The 22,228-nt window shown below is 42.0% G+C and carries 16 protein-coding genes, 1 tRNA gene and 3 rRNA genes; 1 reads left to right on the top strand and 19 read right to left on the bottom strand.

Annotation, left to right across the window (positions count from 1 at the left end; genetic code table 11):
* Positions 1-2 precede the first annotated feature (2 nt).
* From NQ508_RS00580 to NQ508_RS00560, 5 genes are all read right to left on the bottom strand, one after another.
* A complete protein-coding gene (locus NQ508_RS00580; RefSeq protein WP_044920100.1) occupies positions 3-875 on the bottom strand; it encodes a carbohydrate ABC transporter permease in 873 nt (290 codons plus the stop codon).
* Between the two features lie 83 nt (positions 876-958).
* On the bottom strand, positions 959-2,281 hold the full coding sequence (locus NQ508_RS00575; RefSeq protein ID WP_006427730.1) for an ABC transporter substrate-binding protein: 1,323 nt from the start codon (positions 2,279-2,281) through the stop codon (positions 959-961).
* Between the two features lie 244 nt (positions 2,282-2,525).
* The gene (locus tag NQ508_RS00570; protein ID WP_044920101.1) at positions 2,526-3,515 is read right to left on the bottom strand and encodes a LacI family DNA-binding transcriptional regulator; all 990 of its coding nucleotides are present in this window, start codon (positions 3,513-3,515) and stop codon (positions 2,526-2,528) included.
* A gap of 116 nt (positions 3,516-3,631) precedes the next feature.
* Positions 3,632-4,270 carry a DUF1847 domain-containing protein gene (locus tag NQ508_RS00565; RefSeq protein ID WP_006427732.1) on the bottom strand — a complete coding sequence of 213 codons (639 nt, stop codon included), beginning with the start codon at positions 4,268-4,270 and terminating at the stop codon, positions 3,632-3,634.
* Between the two features lie 425 nt (positions 4,271-4,695).
* Complete coding sequence (locus NQ508_RS00560; protein ID WP_022416468.1) at positions 4,696-4,935, bottom strand: helix-turn-helix domain-containing protein; 240 nt, start codon at positions 4,933-4,935, stop codon at positions 4,696-4,698.
* A 128-nt stretch (positions 4,936-5,063) separates the two neighbouring features.
* On the opposite strand from NQ508_RS00560, the gene NQ508_RS00555 reads away from it, so the two are divergent.
* Positions 5,064-5,405 (top strand): hypothetical protein, encoded by a 342-nt coding sequence (locus NQ508_RS00555; RefSeq protein ID WP_044920102.1) that lies wholly within the window; start codon positions 5,064-5,066, stop codon positions 5,403-5,405.
* 104 nt (positions 5,406-5,509) lie between these two features.
* Here the strand turns inward: NQ508_RS00555 and NQ508_RS00550 are convergent.
* The 14 genes from NQ508_RS00550 to fsa form a co-directional block, all read right to left on the bottom strand.
* Positions 5,510-5,581: transfer RNA gene (locus tag NQ508_RS00550), tRNA-Asn, on the bottom strand.
* 121 nt (positions 5,582-5,702) lie between these two features.
* Positions 5,703-8,595: ribosomal RNA gene (locus tag NQ508_RS00545) — 23S ribosomal RNA — on the bottom strand.
* 449 nt (positions 8,596-9,044) lie between these two features.
* Positions 9,045-9,162 (bottom strand): 5S ribosomal RNA (gene rrf / locus NQ508_RS00540).
* 117 nt (positions 9,163-9,279) lie between these two features.
* Positions 9,280-10,811 (bottom strand): 16S ribosomal RNA (locus NQ508_RS00535).
* Together the 16S, 23S and 5S rRNA genes with 1 tRNA gene alongside form the textbook arrangement of a ribosomal RNA operon.
* Positions 10,812-11,538: 727 nt before the next feature.
* Positions 11,539-12,471: a CvpA family protein gene (locus NQ508_RS00530; RefSeq protein ID WP_006427463.1), complete on the bottom strand. Its 933-nt coding sequence runs from the start codon at positions 12,469-12,471 to the stop codon at positions 11,539-11,541.
* A gap of 9 nt (positions 12,472-12,480) precedes the next feature.
* Positions 12,481-13,737, bottom strand: coding sequence for a DUF5711 family protein (locus NQ508_RS00525; RefSeq protein ID WP_022415316.1), 1,257 nt, complete (start codon positions 13,735-13,737; stop codon positions 12,481-12,483).
* A 63-nt stretch (positions 13,738-13,800) separates the two neighbouring features.
* On the bottom strand, positions 13,801-14,859 hold the full coding sequence (locus tag NQ508_RS00520) for a LysM peptidoglycan-binding domain-containing protein (RefSeq protein WP_006427465.1): 1,059 nt from the start codon (positions 14,857-14,859) through the stop codon (positions 13,801-13,803).
* Positions 14,860-15,127: 268 nt separating this feature from the next.
* Positions 15,128-15,871 (bottom strand): DeoR/GlpR family DNA-binding transcription regulator, encoded by a 744-nt coding sequence (locus tag NQ508_RS00515; protein ID WP_006427466.1) that lies wholly within the window; start codon positions 15,869-15,871, stop codon positions 15,128-15,130.
* An 8-nt stretch (positions 15,872-15,879) separates the two neighbouring features.
* Complete coding sequence (locus NQ508_RS00510) at positions 15,880-16,137, bottom strand: HPr family phosphocarrier protein (protein WP_022415314.1); 258 nt, start codon at positions 16,135-16,137, stop codon at positions 15,880-15,882.
* A gap of 104 nt (positions 16,138-16,241) precedes the next feature.
* Positions 16,242-18,170: a PTS fructose transporter subunit IIABC gene (locus NQ508_RS00505; RefSeq protein ID WP_006427468.1), complete on the bottom strand. Its 1,929-nt coding sequence runs from the start codon at positions 18,168-18,170 to the stop codon at positions 16,242-16,244.
* Between the two features lie 59 nt (positions 18,171-18,229).
* Positions 18,230-19,135: a 1-phosphofructokinase gene (gene pfkB / locus NQ508_RS00500; RefSeq protein WP_006427469.1), complete on the bottom strand. Its 906-nt coding sequence runs from the start codon at positions 19,133-19,135 to the stop codon at positions 18,230-18,232.
* A 339-nt stretch (positions 19,136-19,474) separates the two neighbouring features.
* The gene (locus NQ508_RS00495; protein ID WP_006427471.1) at positions 19,475-20,416 is read right to left on the bottom strand and encodes a transketolase family protein; all 942 of its coding nucleotides are present in this window, start codon (positions 20,414-20,416) and stop codon (positions 19,475-19,477) included.
* Positions 20,404-21,240, bottom strand: coding sequence for a transketolase (locus NQ508_RS00490; protein WP_006427472.1), 837 nt, complete (start codon positions 21,238-21,240; stop codon positions 20,404-20,406). The genes NQ508_RS00495 and NQ508_RS00490 overlap by 13 nt, the downstream gene beginning before the upstream one ends.
* A gap of 42 nt (positions 21,241-21,282) precedes the next feature.
* Positions 21,283-21,936 carry a fructose-6-phosphate aldolase gene (gene fsa / locus NQ508_RS00485; protein WP_006427473.1) on the bottom strand — a complete coding sequence of 218 codons (654 nt, stop codon included), beginning with the start codon at positions 21,934-21,936 and terminating at the stop codon, positions 21,283-21,285.
* Between the last annotated feature and the right edge of the window lie 292 nt (positions 21,937-22,228).

Below are 22,228 nucleotides of genomic sequence, written 5' to 3'. Positions count from 1 at the left end.
TCCTATTCACCTCTTTCTCTTGTAAGTATTGAATAAATACCTGTGATCACCAGTGAAAGAAGGAATGTAAATGTAGCCAGAGACATTCCATAACCATAATCTCCACTGTTAAATGTCATTGAGTAACTATATGTAACCAACGTCTCAGACAGATGGTTCGGACCTCCTCCTGTTGTCTGCTGCACAATTTCAAATATCTTAAACACTCCTGTAATGATCAGAACTGCTACTGTTGAAATCGTTGATTTCATCATTGGAATTGTGACATACATTGTCTTCTGTATAAAGCTTGCACCATCTATTTCAACTGCTTCCAACACCTCTCCCGGTATCATTTTAAGACCTGCAATAAATACCGTTACCAGATATCCTAATTGCTGCCAGAAATAGATAATCGCGATACTGTACGGAGACAGTGTATTGCCGCCTATCCATTTTTGTTTCAAACCAGATGCCCCTATCGCATCCAAAACATTATTGATAATACCAATGTTTGGATCTAATATATAAACCCAGATAATTCCAACAATGATCGGTGCGATAATCGCAGGAGAAAAGATTAATGACTTTGAAAAATCCACTCCTTTTAATTTATTATTCAGTAACAAAGCAATGAGAAAAGATAAAGACAATAACAATACAAATGCCAATATAAACATAATCATTGTGTTCTTTAAGGATATCCAAAACAAACGGTCTTTAAATAATCTCATATAATTTGTCAATCCGTTGAATGTAGCCTTTCCAATTCCAGAATATTTTGAAAAACTATATCCAATTGACATTCCAATAGGAATAATAATAAATACCATATACACAACCAGTGTCGGAATTACCAATCCTATCTTGTATCTCTTTTTACTTAACCAATGCATACGCTCATCCTCTTTATATCCGGGACCACCATGATAAATCTTCATGGCGGTCCCATGCAGTGTCAGCCAATATTAACGTCTGTCTAGTTTGCTGCTGCCGAATCCATATTTTTTAAAGCATCTTTCGGACTGTATGTTCCTTGCATAACACCAAATATTGCATCATACATTGCTTCCTGAACTGCCGGAGTAACTGTCTGATCCGGAGCTGCTTTTGGTGTTTTCCATCCATTTCCAAGTGCTGTGATCATTGCATTCATTGCATACTGTGAATCTGTTGCTGCAATACCATCATAATTGGTTGCCGGGAAAATAGATCCTTCATAAGAAATCTTTGCTGCTTCTTCTCCATAATAATATTTAAAAAATGCATACACAGCTTCTTTTGCTTTATCATTATCTTTTACCGCTGAACTTACTACCAGCGGAGCTGCCGGAACTTTCATTGCAATATTCTGTTCATAAGAAGAATCCTCAAATTTTGGTCCCCACCAGAATCCAATGTGTTCACCGATATTTTTATCAAATTCTGCACAGTCCCACTGACCTGTTCCGAACATTGCTGCTTTTCCTTCATTAAAGAGCTGTTTTGCGTCAAAATATTCGATTGTTGCCATATTTTCCGGAAATGCTCCGGCATCTGCAAGTCCTTTTATTTTTTCAAAACATGCATTCATATCATCGTTTGAATATTTTGCCTTATCACCAGTATAGGATTTTTCATTATCTCCCCATCCATATCTTGAAAAGAATTCATTGAACTCCCACATTGAGTATCCACTGTTCTTACTTCCGATTGCGATTGGTGTAACTCCTGAATCTTTCAGTTTTGCGATCATATCAAGGAATTCGTCATAAGTTGTATCATCTGTTGGATAAGCAATCCCAGCTTTATCAAACAAATCTTTATTATAGAAAAATCCCTGAACATTACTTTGATATGGAAGTCCATACTGTACTTTTCCATCATTGAATGCATCTTCCATACCATCCAGTGCATCATCAATGTCTTTATTTTCTTTCAGAAAATCAGACATATCTAATAAGTATCCGGCCTCATTGTATTCCGGTGCCTCCGCTGAATCTAAATGTACAATTTCCGGAAGACTTCCATCCTGTGCTGCCAGTTTCATATTTTTTGAATGTGCTTCTGTATCAGCTGCTACGAATTCTACTTTATATTTTCCTTTATTTTCTTTGTTAAATCCCTGAACAATATTGTAAGTAACCGTTTCCTGTTTTTTTGGGTTTGCCACATGAATACCAAATTTAATGACGGTTGCCCCGTCCGCATCCGTTTTTGCTTCTTCTGATGACTTACTTCCTCCGCATCCAGCAAGCAGTCCCATCGACATCGCTGCAACTAATACTGCAGATGTAACCTTTTTTAAGCTTTTTTTCTTCATAGTTTTTCCTCCCTAAATGAGTAGATGGTTGTTTGTGGAACCCGTTCCATGTTCCTAAAAAAAATAATTCCGCATCTTTTCTTTTTTATGGAACCCGTTCCATGTTTGTTAAAAAAATAAATTCAGCTGTGCACGTGACTGATTTGTATAATCTATATATAACTCTTAGCTGCTCAGATGTCAACATTTTTTCGTCATTTCGTTTATTTTATCAAATTTCGAGTGCTGTTTTTGTGCATTTTTACTATTTCATTGTTGTTCTCCCCTTTCTCACAGATACTCCTAATGTTACTTTTTCATTTTTATATGTCTTCCCATTAACCAATTCACAAATTAACCTGGCCGCCTCTTGTGCCAGTTCTTTTATCGGCTGAACGATTGAAGTCACACTTGGTTCTACTATCTGCGTAATATATGTTCCATCATAAGCCACACATTTTACATCCTTCGGAACCTTTTTATGTCTTCGGATAACCTCATTCATACACTCGATTGCAACTAGATCTGTTCCGAATATCCCATCAAATTCCCATTCATCCAGTCTGTCAAACAAATCTTTTACCGCATACTTATAATACTCCAGATCAAATTTATTCCATGCCAGTTCATAATCAAAGCACTCTACTCCCTGTTCCTTCATAATTCTTGCGAATTCAAAATGTCTTTCGTGATATGGCGACTCTACTGCAGTTGAACCTCTGAAATGTACTATTTTTTTACACCCATTCTTAAGCAGAATTTCCGCCGCCAGTCGTCCGCCCTCCTTATGATCGACTGCAACCACAGGAATATTTTCTCCCAAATAACGGTCAAATGCAACGATTGGTTTTTTTATCTTTTTGTACTCTTCTACATCTAAGGAATGTACACCTGTAATCACACCATCCACGATATGCCTGTTTAACATATCCAGATATTCGAGTTCTGCATTATGTGCCTTATCTGTATTACCTAACATGATCTTGAATCCTTCATTATAGAGTTCTGCTTCAATATTATGTACAAGTTCTGCAAAAAAAGGAATTTCTACTGTTGGCACCAGAACGGCAATGATCCCACTCTTTTTACGATACAGATTTCTGGCAAGTTCATTCGGTGTATACTGAAGATTTTTCATAGCCTCTTCTATTTTTTCACGTGTCTCATCCGATACATATCCACTGTTATTCAGTACTCTTGATACTGTTCCAACACCGACTCCTGCCTTTTGTGCTACATCTTTTATACTTGCCATGTTTACACCCCCTCTCATTTTAATAATTTATTATAACAGAACATTTACACAAGCTCTAGTTTCATTTTTCGCTTTGTTATATCTTCATGTATCTTTAAACGCCCAAATTAGAAATATTACTCTTCTTCACTCTTCTTCAACTTCGAATAATAACTATCCGCAGTATAAAGCGCCGCCACCGGATTATGCCCCAGTACACGGTCTTTCGTCACTGCTGTCGTAGTCAGTGCCTCGGAATATTTGTAAAACAGACTGTCATGCCCCACACAAAGTCCGACCACAACATTCAGGTCCGTCTTCGCCTTGTTCAGAAGCTTTGCCTGCAGGATCGGATTACACATATTCACACCGATACCTTCGCAGCATTCCGGGATGCCGACCGATGTTTTCTTCTGTGTCCCTGCCTTGCAGCCGACACCATACACCTCAAAGCCGTGTCTGCGCAGGATATCTGCCAGGATACGGCTTTCTTTCAACAATCCGACACAGGTTGCGATCCCGATCTTTTTCGCATTAATCTTCTTTGCGAAATCCATGATTTCTTCAACACGGGTATGTTTGCAGTAATTCTCATACTCTACTTCAGCTGCAGCGATCGTTACTTTACGGTTGTCATCCTCGTTGTAGCACTCCATTGCTTCATTTAAGACTTCTTCATCCATGTGTGTTGTCAGACAGAAATCCGGATAGGTTTTATCCATTTTGTTACAGTTTTTTACTGCGCAGTCGATACAAGACATGTCTTCTTTTTTCATTTTTTCATTCTCCTTTTGTATACCTTGGTATCTACAGAGACCTGCCACTGGCAGATTCTCTAGATTAAGCTTTACTTTGTAAAATATCCTCTATTTACTTCATAATAACAAATACTTATACTACAGACAATGGTTTTCCGTTTTTATTTTCTTATTTTTTGTAGTTCTTTTCTATGAGAAACGTTCCCCTATTCAGGGTTGATTTGTCATGAATTGTCGATTCTGATTTTTGAAAAATTATTGAAAATTAACATTTAAAATTTGAAGATATATGACAGTCTCTCTGATAGACCATCATCTGTGAGTTTATACTATCATGTATACTATTTTTCGTCAATAAAAAGGAGATTATTACACTCATTTATTAATAAGTTATAATAATCTCCTTTTTTAATCATCGCACGTTTAAAATCTGTAGTCTTTTTTTACTTTTCCGCTATCTCTTGCTCCGGTTCTTCATCCTTCTCCAACACAAGTATATCCGCAATACTGCATCCCACATAATCGCAGATCTTCGCGATCGTGGCCAGATCAACTCTCACGACTTTGTTCTTACAATAATTATTCAGCTGGGTATGCTGCAGCTTACATGCATAGCATAACTGATTCTTGCTGATCTTCCTCTCTTTTAATACCTTTTCCAGTTCAATCTTAATTCTACTCATCTTTCGTACCATCCTATAACTGAAGTATACTAAGATTTCGGTTGAAAAAATAGATGTGATAACTTACACTGTATTTATATAGATGTATTTATATACACTGTAAGAAATTACCGTTTAGGAGGTTTGCCTTGGAAAAAAGAAATATCCGAATCCTAGCTATATTATTGATCATTGCATTCTTTTTCTCCTTTATTCAAACCAGACCTTATTCTGTCAGGCATTCTACTGTCTATACTAATGATAATACGCTAGAAATCGAGCTATATATAGTAACGAATCGTTTCTTCGTCATCCATCCGGATCAGTATTGCAAAAAAATTATTCAGAAGCACCGGCGTATTAACAAGCTTTCCGCTGATACGACTTATCAGATTGTTCTGTTTGCAAATTCATGGTGTTTTAAGAAAGGATATTCCTGCGCAGAATATGAATATCGGGTTGACAATGATAAGATTCAATTACAGAAATAATGTATTATAAAAAGCACAAACCTCCTTTTTAATAAGCAGAAGGCTTGTGCTTTTATATTGAAATATTGAAAAAAGACAGAAACCAAATCGATTTCTGTCTTTAACTCCCCGAGTTGGGTTCGAACCAACGACCCTTCGGTTAACAGCCGAATGCTCTACCACTGAGCTATCGAGGAATACTTATATAGTATAAACCCTTTTGTCTTTTTTGACAAGGGTTTTTACTTGCTTTTTTATTTTATGTACCTTCAAAACTGCATACAAGAAATATTTTCTTCATCCTACCTATCACCTTGCTTGGTCATGCCCTCGACCGATTAGTATCAGTCAGCTCCATACATTACTGTACTTCCACCTCTGACCTATCTACCTCGTCGTCTTCAAGGGGTCTTACTACTTACGTAGGGATATCTCATCTTGAGGGGGGCTTCACGCTTAGATGCCTTCAGCGTTTATCCCGTCCCGGCTTGGCTACTCTGCCATGCATTTGGTATGCAACAGATACACCAGCGGCCAGTCCATCCCGGTCCTCTCGTACTAAGGACAGCTCCTCTCAAATATCCTACGCCCACGCCGGATAGGGACCGAACTGTCTCACGACGTTCTGAACCCAGCTCGCGTACCGCTTTAATGGGCGAACAGCCCAACCCTTGGGACCTACTTCAGCCCCAGGATGCGATGAGCCGACATCGAGGTGCCAAACCACTCCGTCGATGTGAACTCTTGGGAGTGATAAGCCTGTTATCCCCAGGGTAGCTTTTATCCGTTGAGCGATGGCAATCCCACTTTATACCACCGGATCACTAAGTCCTACTTTCGTACCTGCTCCACCCGTCGGTGTCGCAGTCAAGCTCCCTTCTGCCTTTGCACTCTTCGAATGGTTTCCGTCCATTCTGAGGGAACCTTTGAGCGCCTCCGATACCCTTTCGGAGGCGACCGCCCCAGTCAAACTCCCCACCTGACATTGTCCCCCGACCAGTTCATGGTCGCTGGTTAGAAATCCAATACTGCAAGGGTGGTATCCCAACAGCGGCTCCGTGACAACTGGCGTTATCACTTCCTAGCCTCCCACCTATCCTGTACATGCAATACCGAATCCCAGTATCAAGCTGGAGTAAAGCTCCATGGGGTCTTTCCGTCCTGGCGCAGGTAACCAGCATCTTCACTGGTATTTCAATTTCACCGGGTGCATTGTTGAGACAGTGCCCAAATCATTACGCCTTTCGTGCGGGTCGGAACTTACCCGACAAGGAATTTCGCTACCTTAGGACCGTTATAGTTACGGCCGCCGTTTACTGGGGCTTAAATTCAAAGCTTCGCGTTACCGCTAACCTCTCCTCTTAACCTTCCAGCACCGGGCAGGCGTCAGCCCATATACTTCACCTTACGGTTTTGCATAGACCTGTGTTTTTGCTAAACAGTTGCTTGGGCCAATTCTCTGCGGCCAGCTCTCGCTGGCACTCCTTCTCCCGAAGTTACGGAGTCATTTTGCCGAGTTCCTTAACAATGCTTCTCCCGTCGGCCTTAGGATTCTCTCCTCATCCACCTGTGTCGGTTTACGGTACGGGCTTAAGTAAAACAATAGCGGCTTTTCTTGACGCATGGCTCACACACTTCCCTACTCTTAATTCGGTCCGCATCACGTCTTCGGATTGTACAGCGGATTTGCCTACTGTACTCCTACCCCGCTTGCACCGGCTTTTCCATTTCCGGCTTGTGCTCTCCACACGTGTCCCCACAGTTCTGTTTACTTAAGGTACAGGAATTTCAACCTGTTGTCCATCGGTTACGTCTTTCGACCTGGCCTTAGGCCCCGACTTACCCAGAGCAGATCAGCTTTACTCTGGAAACCTTAGATATTCGGCCGGAAGGATTCTCACCTTCCTCTCGCTACTCATTCCGGCATTCTCTCTTCTATACAGTCCACAGCTCCTTATCGGTACTGCTTCGTCCCGTATACAATGCTCCTCTACCAATGTACTAGGTACATTCCTGAGCTTCGGCAGTGTGTTTCAGCCCCGGACATTTTCGGCGCAGGACCTCTCGACTAGTGAGCTATTACGCACTCTTTGAATGTATGGCTGCTTCTAAGCCAACATCCTAGTTGTCTTTGAAATCCCACATCCTTTTCCACTTAACACACATTTTGGGGCCTTAGCTGCAGGTCTGGGCTCTTTCCCTTTTGACTGTCCAACTTATCTCGTACAGTCTGACTCCCATACAACATCTACACGGCATTCGGAGTTTGATATTCTTCGGTAAGCTTTGACGCCCCCTAGGAAATTCAGTGCTCTACCTCCGCAAGACTTATATGAGGCTAGCCCTAAAGCTATTTCGAGGAGAACCAGCTATCTCCGGGTTCGATTGGAATTTCTCCCCTATCCACACCTCATCCCCACCCTTTTCAACGGATGTGGGTTCGGTCCTCCATTGCCTTTTACGGCAACTTCAACCTGGACATGGATAGATCACCCGGTTTCGGGTCTGCTCCGACTGACTCATTCGCCCTATTAAGACTTGGTTTCCCTTCGGCTCCACACCTTTGGTGCTTAACCTCGCCAGCCAGCGCAACTCGCCGGACCGTTCTACAAAAAGTACGCGGTTCCACATATAAAGTGGTTCCACAGCTTGTAAACATATGGTTTCAGGTTCTGTTTCACTCCCCTCCCGGGGTCCTTTTCACCGTTCCTTCACAGTACTATGCGCTATCGGTCACTAAGGAGTATTTAGCCTTACGGGGTGGTCCCCGCATGTTCAGTCAAGGTTCCACGTGTCTCGACCTACTCTGGATACCGCCATGTCAACTCATCTTTCGCTTACGGGGCTTTCACCCTCTCTGGCCGGCTTTCCCAAAACCGTTCTGCTAAATTTGTTGAATCAATTATGCGGTCCGAACCCCGGGATGCACGCATCCCGGTTTGGGCTCTTCCGTTTTCGCTCGCCGCTACTCACAGAATCACATGTTGTTTTCTCTTCCTCCGGCTACTTAGATGTTTCAGTTCACCGGGTTCCCCTCCTAACGTTATGTATTGGCGTTAGGATACTTGAGGTTTGCTCAAGTGGGTTTCCCCATTCAGAGATCTCCGGATCAATGGATATTTGCTCCTCCCCGAAGCTTTTCGCAGCTTATCACGTCTTTCATCGGCTCTTAGTGCCAAGGCATCCACCATACGCTCTTTCTAGCATGACCAACTTGCTTTCATTCACGGGAATGAATGATCGCTACACCGATATAGCGTTATCGGCGTTGGCTTAAGGTCAATTTTATTTAAGTCTGTTTTCTTCAGACAGTAATTATTACTCTGTTTATAACAATTACCTCGGATGTCTTGATTAAGATATTTAAAAATCTTATCATTTCTATTTCTTATATGCAATTTTCAAGGTACATAGAGATGCTTTTACTCCTTAGAGCTTCCACATCTGTTCAATTTTGACTGAATCTTTATCAGTCATTAGAAAACTGAAATCTCATTCTCAACTTCAACTCTCTAATCACTGGTAAAACCAGCTATCATAACAGCACTTCCTTGCTGATGAGGTTGGCACCGATAAGTTGTTGCTCATCTTTTGCCTGTATCTATATGAATCTCCCGAACATTTGCAGCGGATCTGCTTCGTGTTCTTCAATTTTTTATAGCCTGGCGGCCACCTACTCTCCCGCACCGTCTCCAGTGAAGTACCATCGGCCGCTTGAGTCTTAACCATCGTGTTCGGGATGGGAACGGGTGTTACCCTCAGGCGCATCGCCACCAGTAATCATTATTAAGCTTTTGACAGCCTTAATAACTAAACAATAGACACAACCCTTACTTTATCCGTTTTAGTTGGATTGATTCAGCCGTTCTCACGACTTACTTTTCCAATTCCTTAGAAAGGAGGTGATCCAGCCGCACCTTCCGATACGGCTACCTTGTTACGACTTCACCCCAGTTATCGGTCCCACCTTCGGCAGCTCCCTCCTTACGGTTGGGTCACTGACTTCGGGCGTTACTGACTCCCATGGTGTGACGGGCGGTGTGTACAAGACCCGGGAACGTATTCACCGCAGCATTCTGATCTGCGATTACTAGCGATTCCAGCTTCATGTAGTCGAGTTGCAGACTACAATCCGAACTGAGACGTTATTTTTGAGATTTGCTTACCCTCGCGAGTTCGCTTCTCTTTGTTTACGCCATTGTAGCACGTGTGTAGCCCTGGTCATAAGGGGCATGATGATTTGACGTCATCCCCACCTTCCTCCAGGTTATCCCTGGCAGTCTCTCCAGAGTGCCCAGCTTAACCTGCTGGCTACTGAAGATAGGGGTTGCGCTCGTTGCGGGACTTAACCCAACATCTCACGACACGAGCTGACGACAACCATGCACCACCTGTCACCGATGTTCCGAAGAAAAACTTCCATTACGAAGCGGTCATCGGGATGTCAAGATCAGGTAAGGTTCTTCGCGTTGCTTCGAATTAAACCACATGCTCCACCGCTTGTGCGGGTCCCCGTCAATTCCTTTGAGTTTCATTCTTGCGAACGTACTCCCCAGGTGGACTGCTTATTGCGTTAGCTGCGGCACCGAATGGCTTTGCCACCCGACACCTAGCAGTCATCGTTTACGGCGTGGACTACCAGGGTATCTAATCCTGTTTGCTCCCCACGCTTTCGAGCCTCAACGTCAGTCATCGTCCAGCAAGCCGCCTTCGCCACTGGTGTTCCTCCTAATATCTACGCATTTCACCGCTACACTAGGAATTCCACTTGCCTCTCCGACACTCTAGCTCAGCAGTTCCAAATGCAGTCCCGGGGTTGAGCCCCGGGCTTTCACATCTGGCTTGCCGTGCCGTCTACGCTCCCTTTACACCCAGTAAATCCGGATAACGCTTGCCCCCTACGTATTACCGCGGCTGCTGGCACGTAGTTAGCCGGGGCTTCTTAGTCAGGTACCGTCATTTTCTTCCCTGCTGATAGAAGTTTACATACCGAAATACTTCATCCTTCACGCGGCGTCGCTGCATCAGAGTTTCCTCCATTGTGCAATATTCCCCACTGCTGCCTCCCGTAGGAGTCTGGGCCGTGTCTCAGTCCCAATGTGGCCGGTCACCCTCTCAGGTCGGCTACTGATCGTCGGCTTGGTAGGCCGTTACCCCACCAACTACCTAATCAGACGCGGGTCCATCTCATACCACCGGAGTTTTTACCACTGTACCATGCGGTACCGTGGTCTTATGCGGTATTAGCAGTCATTTCTAACTGTTATCCCCCTGTATGAGGCAGGTTACCCACGCGTTACTCACCCGTCCGCCGCTCAGTCACAAAAATCTTCATCCGAAGAATCAAACTTAAGTGCTTCGCTCGACTTGCATGTGTTAAGCACGCCGCCAGCGTTCATCCTGAGCCAGGATCAAACTCTCGTTAAAAATCTTTAATTCCGATTTGACTCGGACTTAAAATCAAGTTCGTTCCAGTTCAAGAAAACTACTAGCTTTCTTATCCCCTTTACTGTTTTAAGGTTCGACATTAAATGTCTGTTCTGAATAATTCTCTTTAGAATTTTCAGGGTTGTTGTCTATTGTTTAATTATCAAGGTTCTTTGTCTTCGCTGTTTGAAACAGCTTATTTAGATTATCACATTCATCGACGTTTGTCAAGAACTTTTTTAATCTTTTTTCGACCAGCTTTTCAGCTGTTCGACCGCTATCCTTTCGCCAAACTTTCGTTTGTCTCAAGCGACAGCTTATTTAGAATATCATAATCAGTTGTGTTTGTCAACTGTTATTTTATTCTTTTTTTCAGGAGCAATTCCTGAAGATTTCTGATTATGAATCAACAGCAATCTCTGTTTTCTAATCAGTTAGTGCCATCTTTTGCTTCGACTCTGTTACCTCACGGCCTTGTCTAACGCGACAGCTAGATTAATATACCACAACAGGATTTGAATTGTCAACATTGTTTTTATATTTTCTGCAATTCAGACAATTTAGACAATTCAAGTTTAATTTATCGTGCTCTTATGGACATTTTCACAAAATGATACTTTATGACATATCATAGCATACAAAAGAACCTGTCACTGGCAGTTTCTTACAAATGTATGGTACTAAAAAAAGAGTCCGGAAATAATCTTCCCGAACCCTTTTACATTTTTTAATATTTCACTCCTGTCGCCAGTTTCATAATCGGATTTCCATCATATATTAATTTCAGCAATGTATTATCCTCTACCATTCTGTAAATTTCTTTTCCGATATCTGTTGTATACATTAATGTGATCACCATAAATATAATCCAGACAATAACTAACGCAATCCCCATTCCGAACAGTCCTCCTGCCAGATGATTCAACGCTCCGACTCCCGGAAGTTCTGTTACAATATCCAGTGCAAACACAACTGCTCTCAAAATAATCGTGACCACTATAAATGTTAAAATGAATGCAATAATATTGATCACCTGTTTTGCAATGTACGCACCTACATATTGTGCAAAAGTTGTAACCCCCAGTTTCTGGTAGGTTGCTTCATTATTATTCTTTAACAGCAGATTTTTAAATGCCGCCGGTATATCAGCCGACTTGATCAATGTCTCCTGCAGACTCTCCGGTATATCTGCGTTCTCAATTGCATTTTCCACCGATTCATTCCCGCTATTTTTTAATCCATCCAGTACATTTGCCGAAATTCCATACTTTGCAAGATCATCACTGCTGACTTTACCACTTACAATATCTGCTATAGAGATACCGTAACTTTCCAATTTTTCTTCACTGACTCCTGCTGCCTTAAGTACCTTTTTTACTGCTTCTTCCGTAAGACCGCCCTTGTCTGAATAAGAGTCTCCACCACTGACCGCCGATGTCGCTGCATCTGCCATTGTACTTACTACTTTCTGTCTTATCATATCATCCAGCGGGGTATATTTTTCGATTGTCTGCGATACATACGGCGTCGCAAAGAATACGATCACAAGTGTCACTATCGTCGCTACAAGCGACACTATGATACGAACTGCACCTCTTATCAGTCCCGTTATGATACATATAAGAAAAATAATCCCTATGGATATTTCTAACCAATTCATAGTTTCTCCTTATTTTACAAGACGGACCTTTTCCATTCCATTTGCACTTAACACAATATATTGATTCACTCCGCCAACCGGGAACATTTCCAATATATTATTATCCATCCTGCCTTTAAATTTCTGTATTCCATTCTTCATAAATATACTGCAGTTTTTTCCATCGTACATAATAACCTGGTTTCCACAAAGTTTTACGTGACTGTAATCGCCTTTAAATTCTTTTGACAGAACAACTTTTCCGCTTTTATTATAAAGGCGCAGTTCATATCCGCCTTTACCCTGGTTTTTCAAGATCATACCAATATATTTTTCATTATGAAATACACTTTTGATCTCTTTGTCCATCTTTATCTTTACGGACTGTTTCGGAACTTCTTTTCCGCTATAGATGGCCATACAGTCATCACCGATTGCCACGGATGTATCTGCATCCATGAAAAATCCGGAGGCCAGTATCGTATTCTTATAATTCTTACCGGATACTTTATGATCGGCTTCATCCTTTCCGGCTTTCCCGAAGTTATAATAATATAATCTTGACACCATCTGTCCATTCTGCGTGTAAAGATACACAACCTGCATCACTTCACCGTTTGCAGATAATGCTACGTCCACCGGATAACCTGTCCCAGCCAGAGATGTCTTATGTTCCACCAGAACATTTCCTGCAGTGTCATAGCAGATTACTTTCATTGATGTGTCATTCTTCAATATGGCACTGACAATTCCCTGCTCTGATACGCTTACCTTTTCTATCGGCATTGTCGTATGCACTTCACCTTTCAGGCCATCCTCCTGCAGGATCAAAATGTCATTTCCTTCTTTATCAGCTACTGCTGCCGACTTGTCGCTGACATCTATCATCGGATTCTTTATCTGATATGACTGGTTCCATTTTTCTTTCCCTGATTGATTCAGATAAGAGATTCCGTCTTTACTGTATTTTAATACACCATCCAGGAACTGAACATAATTATTATCTGCTGCTCCTTCTCCTACATACGTATCACTGACCCGTACTTTCGTATATGTCTGGAGATTAATCAGCAGATACACCAATATCGCAGCAATTGCTATGACCGCAATCACAATCCCTATTTTTTTTTGTTTTTTTCTTTTCCTTCTGGCCAGTTCTTCCTGAATCTCCTTTTCTGTCACTCCATCTTCGCTGTTTAATTCATCCATAATCTCTTCGATAATCTTATCTGTCGGATCTTCCGGCTCTCTCACAACATGGAGATTGCTATTCTTCCTGCGTTTCATCCGTCGGTCATCCTTTCAACGTTTCTTCTGATACTGTGTACCTTAGTATAACACATTTCCCATTTATGGGAGTAACAATTTTTGTCCGATATAGATCAGGTTGCCATCCGATAATCCATTCATTTTGCATATCGCCTTTACATGCGAAGTATCTCCATATAATTTCTTACTGATCCCCGCCAGTGTTTCTCCTTTCTGCACAACATAATAATCCTTATCCGTCAATTGGCTTTCTCCCTCCTTAGAGACCTTTGCCTCTTCTGATTTTTTCACTGTACCGGATACTTCTTTTGCTCCCTCTTTAGCCTCGGCCGCTGTTGTTGTTTTTGTATCTTCTTCTGTCTGTCCGTTTTCCATGCTTTTTGAAAGATTTTCCAGCGATGTCTGTACCGACTTCATTTTGTCAAAATTATTTACTGTTGTAATTCCGATCACCAGCACAATCAACACCAGTAGTGCACTGGTTATATAAGCAAATTTTGAACTTTGATGCTGTTCTTTATATTCCATTTTTTCTCTCACTGCACTACGAAAATCCTTTGCAGCTCGATCCTCAACCACCTCACTGGGAGTCACCCCGTTCTCTCTTCTTGTATTGATCATGTAGTTCTGCATCTCCGGATTTTTCTCATAATAAATATAATGTCCGCCCATCTGCATAATTTCTCCGAATTTGTATGCATAGAAGACTTCTTCCTGTTCCCTCGCATTTTTCCACAAGAACAGATTCCATTCTTCTGCGAACTCTTTTTCCTGGATCCGTTTAACTTCTCTGTTACGACTCATCGGGCTGCCATCTTCAATGATCCCCCATCCAACGATCCGGCATTCCGGGAAAAACCGGGCAGCTTCTTCTTTTGCCTCTTTCATTATCTCATCTGTAATTTCTATATCATTTCCATTTGTCTTTACTTCTTTCATCTGAACCGCACCGGATACAAATACTGCATTTTCATCCTCAAGTTTCAGCAGTTCTCCCGTAAGTATCACCCCGACCGGTTGTTCTCTGGCTTTCTCCCGCAGCTGATTCAAATATGTATCCACGTAATCTTCTACGTATATCTTTGGATTGTCACTTACATTTCCTATCTGTCTTACATTTTTCGGAAGTTGTCTTTCCATGATACATTCACCTCATTTTAACTATTTTAAATTGCGGTCCGGTTATATTAACACTGCGTTTTACAACCATGCTGCAATTATTTTCGCATATGATAACATATAGGGAATGCATATTTTATCAGTTGATGGGACTTGTCCGAAAAAATATCCGATACGCTTTTTTGTTTCTCGACATACTTCGTAAAAAGGAGCTAAAGACCTCTGTTATAAATGTAAAAAAAGATAGAAATACCCAAAAGTATTCCTATCTCTCTATCGTCTTATTCGTTTATTCTATAACCACAATATTCCCGCAATCCTGATATCCTTCTGCGATACGATCCGTGATCACATCTGCACCTGTAAATGCCAGGAAAGTTACTGAACTGACCTCTCCGAATTTAGAATGGTCACATAATACATATTTTTTCTGGCATTGTTCTATTGCGGTTTTCTTCACCATAGCTTCATTCGCATCCGGTGTCGTAAATCCGGCTTTCTTAGTCACGCCATTGGTTCCAAAGAAACCTTTCGTAAAATGGTATTTTCTAAGCGTCTGCATCGCTTCACTTCCCACAACAGCTTCCGTCGAACTTTTCAGTTCTCCTCCTACCAGCCGGACTTTTACGCCTGCTTTGGCCAACCGCTGTGCGTGCGCAACAGCATTCGTAACAACAGTTACATCCTTATCACAGAAGAACTCCAGCATATATCCGGTTGTCGTTCCTGCATCCAGATATATGAACTCTCCCTGTCCAATCAACCCAGCCGCATATTCTGCTATACGCTGCTTTTCCGATACATGAACTGTAATTTTCTGTGCCACTGTAGGCTCCTGTGGCGTCACTACGTGATCCGATGCAACCGCACCGCCAAACACTTTCACCAGTTTTCCTGCATTATGAAGCGCTGTGATATCTCTTCGCACGGTCGATTCCGATATATTCAGAAGTTCTTTTACTTCCGTTACGGTAATGCTGCCCTCTTTTTCAAGAAGCTTCAATATCTGTTCATAACGCTGTTCTGTAAGCATATGACCTCCTACAGGTTCTCCTGCATGAATTTACTTACTGCTTCACATGCTGCTTCTTCATCAGCACCTTCAAATGTGAATGTTACTTCATGACCTTTCTTTGCTCCAAGACCCATAAGACCGAAGATCTTCTTGCAGTCAGCTTTCTTTCCTTCTTTTTCGATCATTACTGATGCTTCGAAAGATTTTGCAAGTTTAACTAACTCTCCTGCCGGACGAGCGTGGATTCCTTCGTTATCTGTGATTACATACTTAAATTCTTTCATTTTCATACCTCCATAAATATTACATTTTGTGATTTTCATTCTATTCATTTTTTACAGGTCTGTCAATATTTCTACTGGCAAACCTGTACTTTAACATTTATTTCCTAAGCGACTTTCTTTTTCAGCACTCCAAGTAATACTGCTGAGATTACAGTTCCTACTACCAGTGCCACCAGATACATCAGCGCATTTCCTACTACAGGGAACACGAAGATTCCACCGTGTGGTGCCATCAGTGTACATCCAAATGCCATAGACAGTGCTCCGGCTACTGCAGAACCTACAATGCAGGATGGAAGTACATGAAGCGGATCAGCTGCCGCATATGGGATCGCTCCTTCTGTGATAAATGCAAGTCCCATAACAAAGTTGGTCGGTCCTGCTTCTCTTTCGGATTTTGTAAATTTGTTCTTAAATAATAATGTTGCAAGGGCGATCGCACATGGAGGCGTCATTCCTCCGATCATAACCGCTGCCATGATGTCATAGTTTCCTGCTGCGATTGCCGCTGTACCGAATACATATGCTGCTTTGTTGAACGGGCCTCCCATATCGATTGCCATCATTCCGCCAAGGATCAGTCCAAGCACGATCTTACTTGAGCCGCCCATTCCTGTCAGTCCATTGTTCAGTGCTGTGTTGATCGCACCCATGATCGGTTCTACTGCAAAGTTCATAAGGAGACCGATTCCCAGGATTCCAAATACCGGATAGATCAGTACCGGTGCAATTTTCTCAAGTGCTTCCGGAAGTTTATCACATAATTTTCTAAGAAGGAGAATCAGATATCCAGATACAAAACCTGCTACCAGTGCTCCAAGGAATCCTGATTTTCCATTTGCTGCCATAAGTCCGCCTACAAAACCAACTGCAAGTGCCGGTCTGTCACCGATCGCTTCGCCGATATAGCCAGCCAGTACCGGAAGCATCAGTCCAAATGCAAGATTGCCAATTGTCTTAAGCTGTGCCGCTACCGGTGTGATCGTGCCGAAGTTACCTCTGTCTGCTGCTGATAATGCATTCATATCTACACAGAGTCCGTCAATCAGGAATGCAAGTGCGATCAGGATACCTCCACCTACTACGAACGGAAGCATATGTGATACTCCATTCATAAGCTGTGTATAGATCCGATGTCCGATTCCACTTGATTTGCCGCTGTTGCTTTCCTTTACTTCTGCTCCGTTTGCTGCATGATATACAGGGACATCTCCGTTAATCACACGGTCTACCAGTTCATCTGCTTTACTGATACCATCCGATACCTGGCAGATAATTACTTTCTTTCCATCAAAACGGTCCAACGGTACCTGCGCATCGGCTGCTACGATGATTCCGTCTGCCTCTTCAATCTCTTTGGCCGTCAGGACATTTTTTGCTCCGCCGGAACCTCTTGTCTCTACCTTGACTGCACATTCCTTTGCTTTGGCTGCTTTTTCAATTCCTTCTGCGGCCATATATGTGTGCGCAATTCCTGTCGGGCAGGATGTAACTGCAAGAATCTTTACTTTTCCGGTTGTCTCTTCTGCTGTGCTTTCTTCATCTGCTCCTGCAAGTCTCTCATCAATACCTGCTTCTTTTTCATCCGCATCATTGATAATGTTCATGAACTCTTCAACTGTCTTTGCATTTCTTAAGGATTCTGTAAATTCTTCATTCATCAGAAGAACAGATAATTTACTTAATACGTCCAGATGAATGTTATCTTCTGTATTCGGTGCTGCGATCAGGAACATTAATGTTACCGGTTCGCCGTCCAGTGAATCAAAATCCACACCGTCCTTTACTACCATTGCTGCCAGTCCCGGTTTGGTTACTGCATCGCATTTTCCGTGTGGAATTGCAATTCCCTCGCCGATTCCTGTGGTACTTTCTTCTTCTCTTGCATATACCTGCTTTCTATATGCTTCTTTGTCATTGATCTTTTCGCTCTTTACCATGAGATCAACGATCTGGTCGAGCGCTTCGCTCTTGCTCTTTGGCGATGCATCCAAAAGAATACTTCTTGCATCCAGCAAATCTGTGATTCTCATATGATTTTCCCTCCTGTTGATAAATATATTTTCTTTGCAACACTTCTCTCTTTTATGCCTTACACCAGCTGCTTATACACTTCTTCTACTTCCGGTCTGGTTGCCAGATATTCGGAAAATGCACTCGCACTTCCGGTTGCGACTCCCATATGGAAAGCATGCTCATAATCCTGCTTTTCCATCCAGCCTGCCATAAATCCTGCTACCATGGAATCTCCGGCTCCTACACCATTGACCAGTGTGCCTTTCGGTGCCGGTGAGCTGTAGACCTCTCCGTTCTCTGCGATCAGTACCGCTCCTTCACCCGCCATGGAGATCAGTACATTTCTCGCTCCTTTTTCCTGAAGCTTTCTTCCGTAAGGAATGACTTCTTCTCTTGTCTTAAGAGTCACTCCGAAAATCTCACCAAGTTCGTGATTATTTGGCTTGATCAGGAATGGATGATACTTAAGAACGTTCATCAGGAGATCTCTTGTCGCATCTACGACGATCATAACTCCCTTATCTTTCAGCTCTTTCATGATCCGGCTGTAGATGTCATCCGGCATAGACGCCGGGATACTTCCCGCAAGGAATAAGATATCTCCTTCTTTCATCGTATTCAGACGGTCCATCAGTTCTTCTACTTTGTCTTTTGGAATCTCAGGACCACTTCCGTTGATCTCTGTTCCGTCGATTGATTTCAGCTTTAAATTGATTCTTGATATTCCTTCTTCAATCTGGATGAAATCAGATGTCACTCCGTCTTCTTCCAGTCTTCTTGCTATTTCTTTTCCCGTAAATCCTGCCATGAACCCAAGTGCTGTACTTTCAATTCCAAGATTCTTAAGTACGATAGAAACGTTGATTCCCTTTCCACCTGGAAGCATGAGTTCTGAGCTTGTACGGTTTGTAAGTCCGAGTTTAAAATCATCCACCGAAACGATGTAATCCAGCGATGGATTAAACGTAACTGTATAAATCATATTTCTTACCCCTTTCAACTTGTTGAATTCATTATACCGTCAAACTCAGTCAATTTCAATCATGTTATTCCACAAATATTCTGGTTGTTTTTGGTTGAATATGCACAAAAGAAGTGTAATTATGACTGATTCAAATGTTTTTTCACTTTTTCCTATCATATATTCAAACTCGATCAATCAGGGTTTGCCCCTTGCAGATATCAGCTTTACTGTATATTTTGTCATCTCCAGAACCTGCCACCGGCAGCTTCTTCCGAACGTATGGCAATCAAAAAAGGCTGCCATCCAACGAAATTTTTTCGTCAGAATGGCAGCCTCTGGCTATCCGTTCTTTATTAATTATTTCACGAATTCTTTTACTTTTGCATAAATGCTGTCTGCATCAAGACCATATTTCTTAATCAGTTCTACAGCCGGACCAGACTCACCAAATGTGTCATTTACACCAATCTTCATTACCTTAGCTGGTGCTTTCTCTGCAACTACGTCGCATACTGCACTTCCAAGTCCACCGATAACAGAATGTTCTTCTACTGTTACGATCTTTCCTGTCTTAGCCGCTGCTGCAACAACTGCTGCTTCATCCAGTGGTTTGATTGTGTGCATGTTGATTACTTCTGCACTGATTCCGTCTGCTGCAAGTTTCTCTGCTGCTGCGAGGGATTCAGATACTTCAAGACCTGTTGCGATGATTGTCACATCTGTACCTTCACGAAGTGTAATGGCTTTACCAATCTCGAATTTGTAATCTGCGTTATCATTGATAACCGGAACTGCAAGTCTTCCGAAACGGAGATATACAGGTCCTACATGCTCATAAGCTGCTTTTACAGCTGCTTTTGCTTCTACATCATCGGAAGGATTGATTACGATCATTCCCGGGATTGTTCTCATAAGAGCGATATCTTCGTTACACTGATGTGTAGCTCCATCTTCTCCGACAGAGATTCCGGCATGTGTAGCACCGATCTTAACATTTAATTTTGGATATCCAACTGAGTTACGAACCTGCTCAAATGCACGTCCTGCTGCAAACATAGCAAATGAACTTGCAAATGGAACTTTTCCTGTAGCAGCGATACCTGCTGCAACTCCAATCATGTTACACTCAGCGATTCCACAGTCAATGTGACGTTCCGGGAAAACTTTCTTGAACATTCCTGTCTTGGTAGCTTCTGCAAGGTCAGCGTCTAATACTACCAGATCTTCATGTTCTTTTCCTAATTCTACTAAAGCATTACCGTAGCTTTCTCTTGTTGCGATTTTCTTTACTTCTGACATAATGCTTCACCTGCTTTCTCTAATTCTTCCATTGCCTGTGCATACTGCTCATCGTTAGGAGCTTTTCCATGCCATCCGGCCTGGTCTTCCATGAAGGAAACTCCTTTTCCTTTGATTGTCTTTGCAATAATTGCAGTTGGCATTCCCTTTGTCTTGCGAGCCTCTTTGAAAGCTGCTTCGATCTGGTCAAAGTCATTTCCATCAATATTGATCACATGGAAGTTAAATGCCTCGAATTTCTTATCGATCGGATATGGAGAGTTAACGTCTGTAATCTTTCCATCGATCTGAAGGTTGTTATTGTCAACGATCACTACCAGGTTGTCCAGCTTTCTGTGTCCTGCTAACATAGAAGCTTCCCATACCTGTCCTTCCTGGATCTCACCGTCTCCGAGAAGTGTGTATACTCTGTAATCATCATTTGAAAGCTTAGCAGAAATAGCCATTCCTACTGCAGCTGAGATGCCCTGTCCAAGAGATCCACTTGACATATCAACACCTGGGATGTGTTTCATATCCGGATGTCCCTGAAGGTATGATCCAACTTTACGAAGAGTTGTCAGATCTTCAACCGGGAAGAATCCTCTGTGTGCCAGTGTTGAATAATATCCTGGTGCTGTGTGTCCTTTTGATAATACAAAACGGTCACGGTCTGCTTTCTTAGGATCCTTAGGATCAATATTCATCTCTTCAAAATACAGATATGTATAAATGTCTGCTGCTGACAGTGATCCACCCGGATGTCCGGATTTTGCACTGTGAACTGCAGTAACGATGCCCTTGCGGACTTCGTTGGCTGTCTTCATAAGCTCTAATTTGTTCATGTTGTTCCTCCTGAATCATTTATATGATAGCTTTACTTATTCTTATTCTCCGAATACTGCTTTGTAATCAGCCTGGAATTTCTCGATTCCTGCATCTGTTAATGGATGATGTGTCATCTGCTCGATTACTTTGTAAGGTACAGTTGCGATATCAGCACCTGCTAATGCACAGTCTGTTACGTGGATTGGGTTACGTACGCTTGCTGCGATGATCTCTGTATCGATTCCTGCAACTTCGAAGATCTGTGCGATCTCTGAGATTAAGTCTACTCCTCTTGTAGAGATATCGTCCAGACGTCCAAGGAATGGTGATACATATGTAGCGCCGGCTCTTGCTGCAAGAAGTGCCTGGTTCGCATTGAAGATCAGTGTTACGTTTGTCTTGATTCCCTCAGCTGTAAGAACTTTTACTGCTTTTAATCCTTCTACTGTCATAGGGATCTTAACTACCATGTTAGGATGGATCTTAGCGATCTCTCTTCCTTCAGCGATCATGCCTTCAGCATCTGTTGTTGTTGCCTTTACTTCTCCACTGATTGGTCCGTCTACGATAGAAGCGATCTCAGCAATAACTTCTTCGAATACTTTACCTTCTTTTGCGATCAGAGATGGGTTTGTTGTTACTCCACAGATAACTCCCATGTCATTTGCTTTCTTAATATCTTCTACGTTCGCTGTGTCAATGAAAAATTTCATGTTATTCTTCCTCCTTAAAACCGGTGAAATCTGTTCACCATTCCCTTGTTATCGTTTGGTTGAATTATACTCTATTTAAGGAGCTCTGGTCAATAGCTTTGATTTTTTATTAGTAATTTTTTCTGTTAATATTATAAAATTATTAATTAATTTCACATATTTTTTTGTAGAAATGTTAACGATATTTTTTTAATTTTTTCATTTCATTAACGATTTTCACGCATTTTATGGGATTATTTAAATTTAACATGCATTTTTGTTTTGTAAAATCTCGAATTTATTAATAATAATT

The sequence above is a fragment of the Dorea longicatena genome, assembly GCF_025150085.1.
Lineage (GTDB): Bacteria > Bacillota > Clostridia > Lachnospirales > Lachnospiraceae > Dorea_A > Dorea_A longicatena.
The sequence above is the reverse complement of the archived record's forward strand: the minus strand, read 5'-3'. Positions and strand labels throughout refer to the sequence as shown.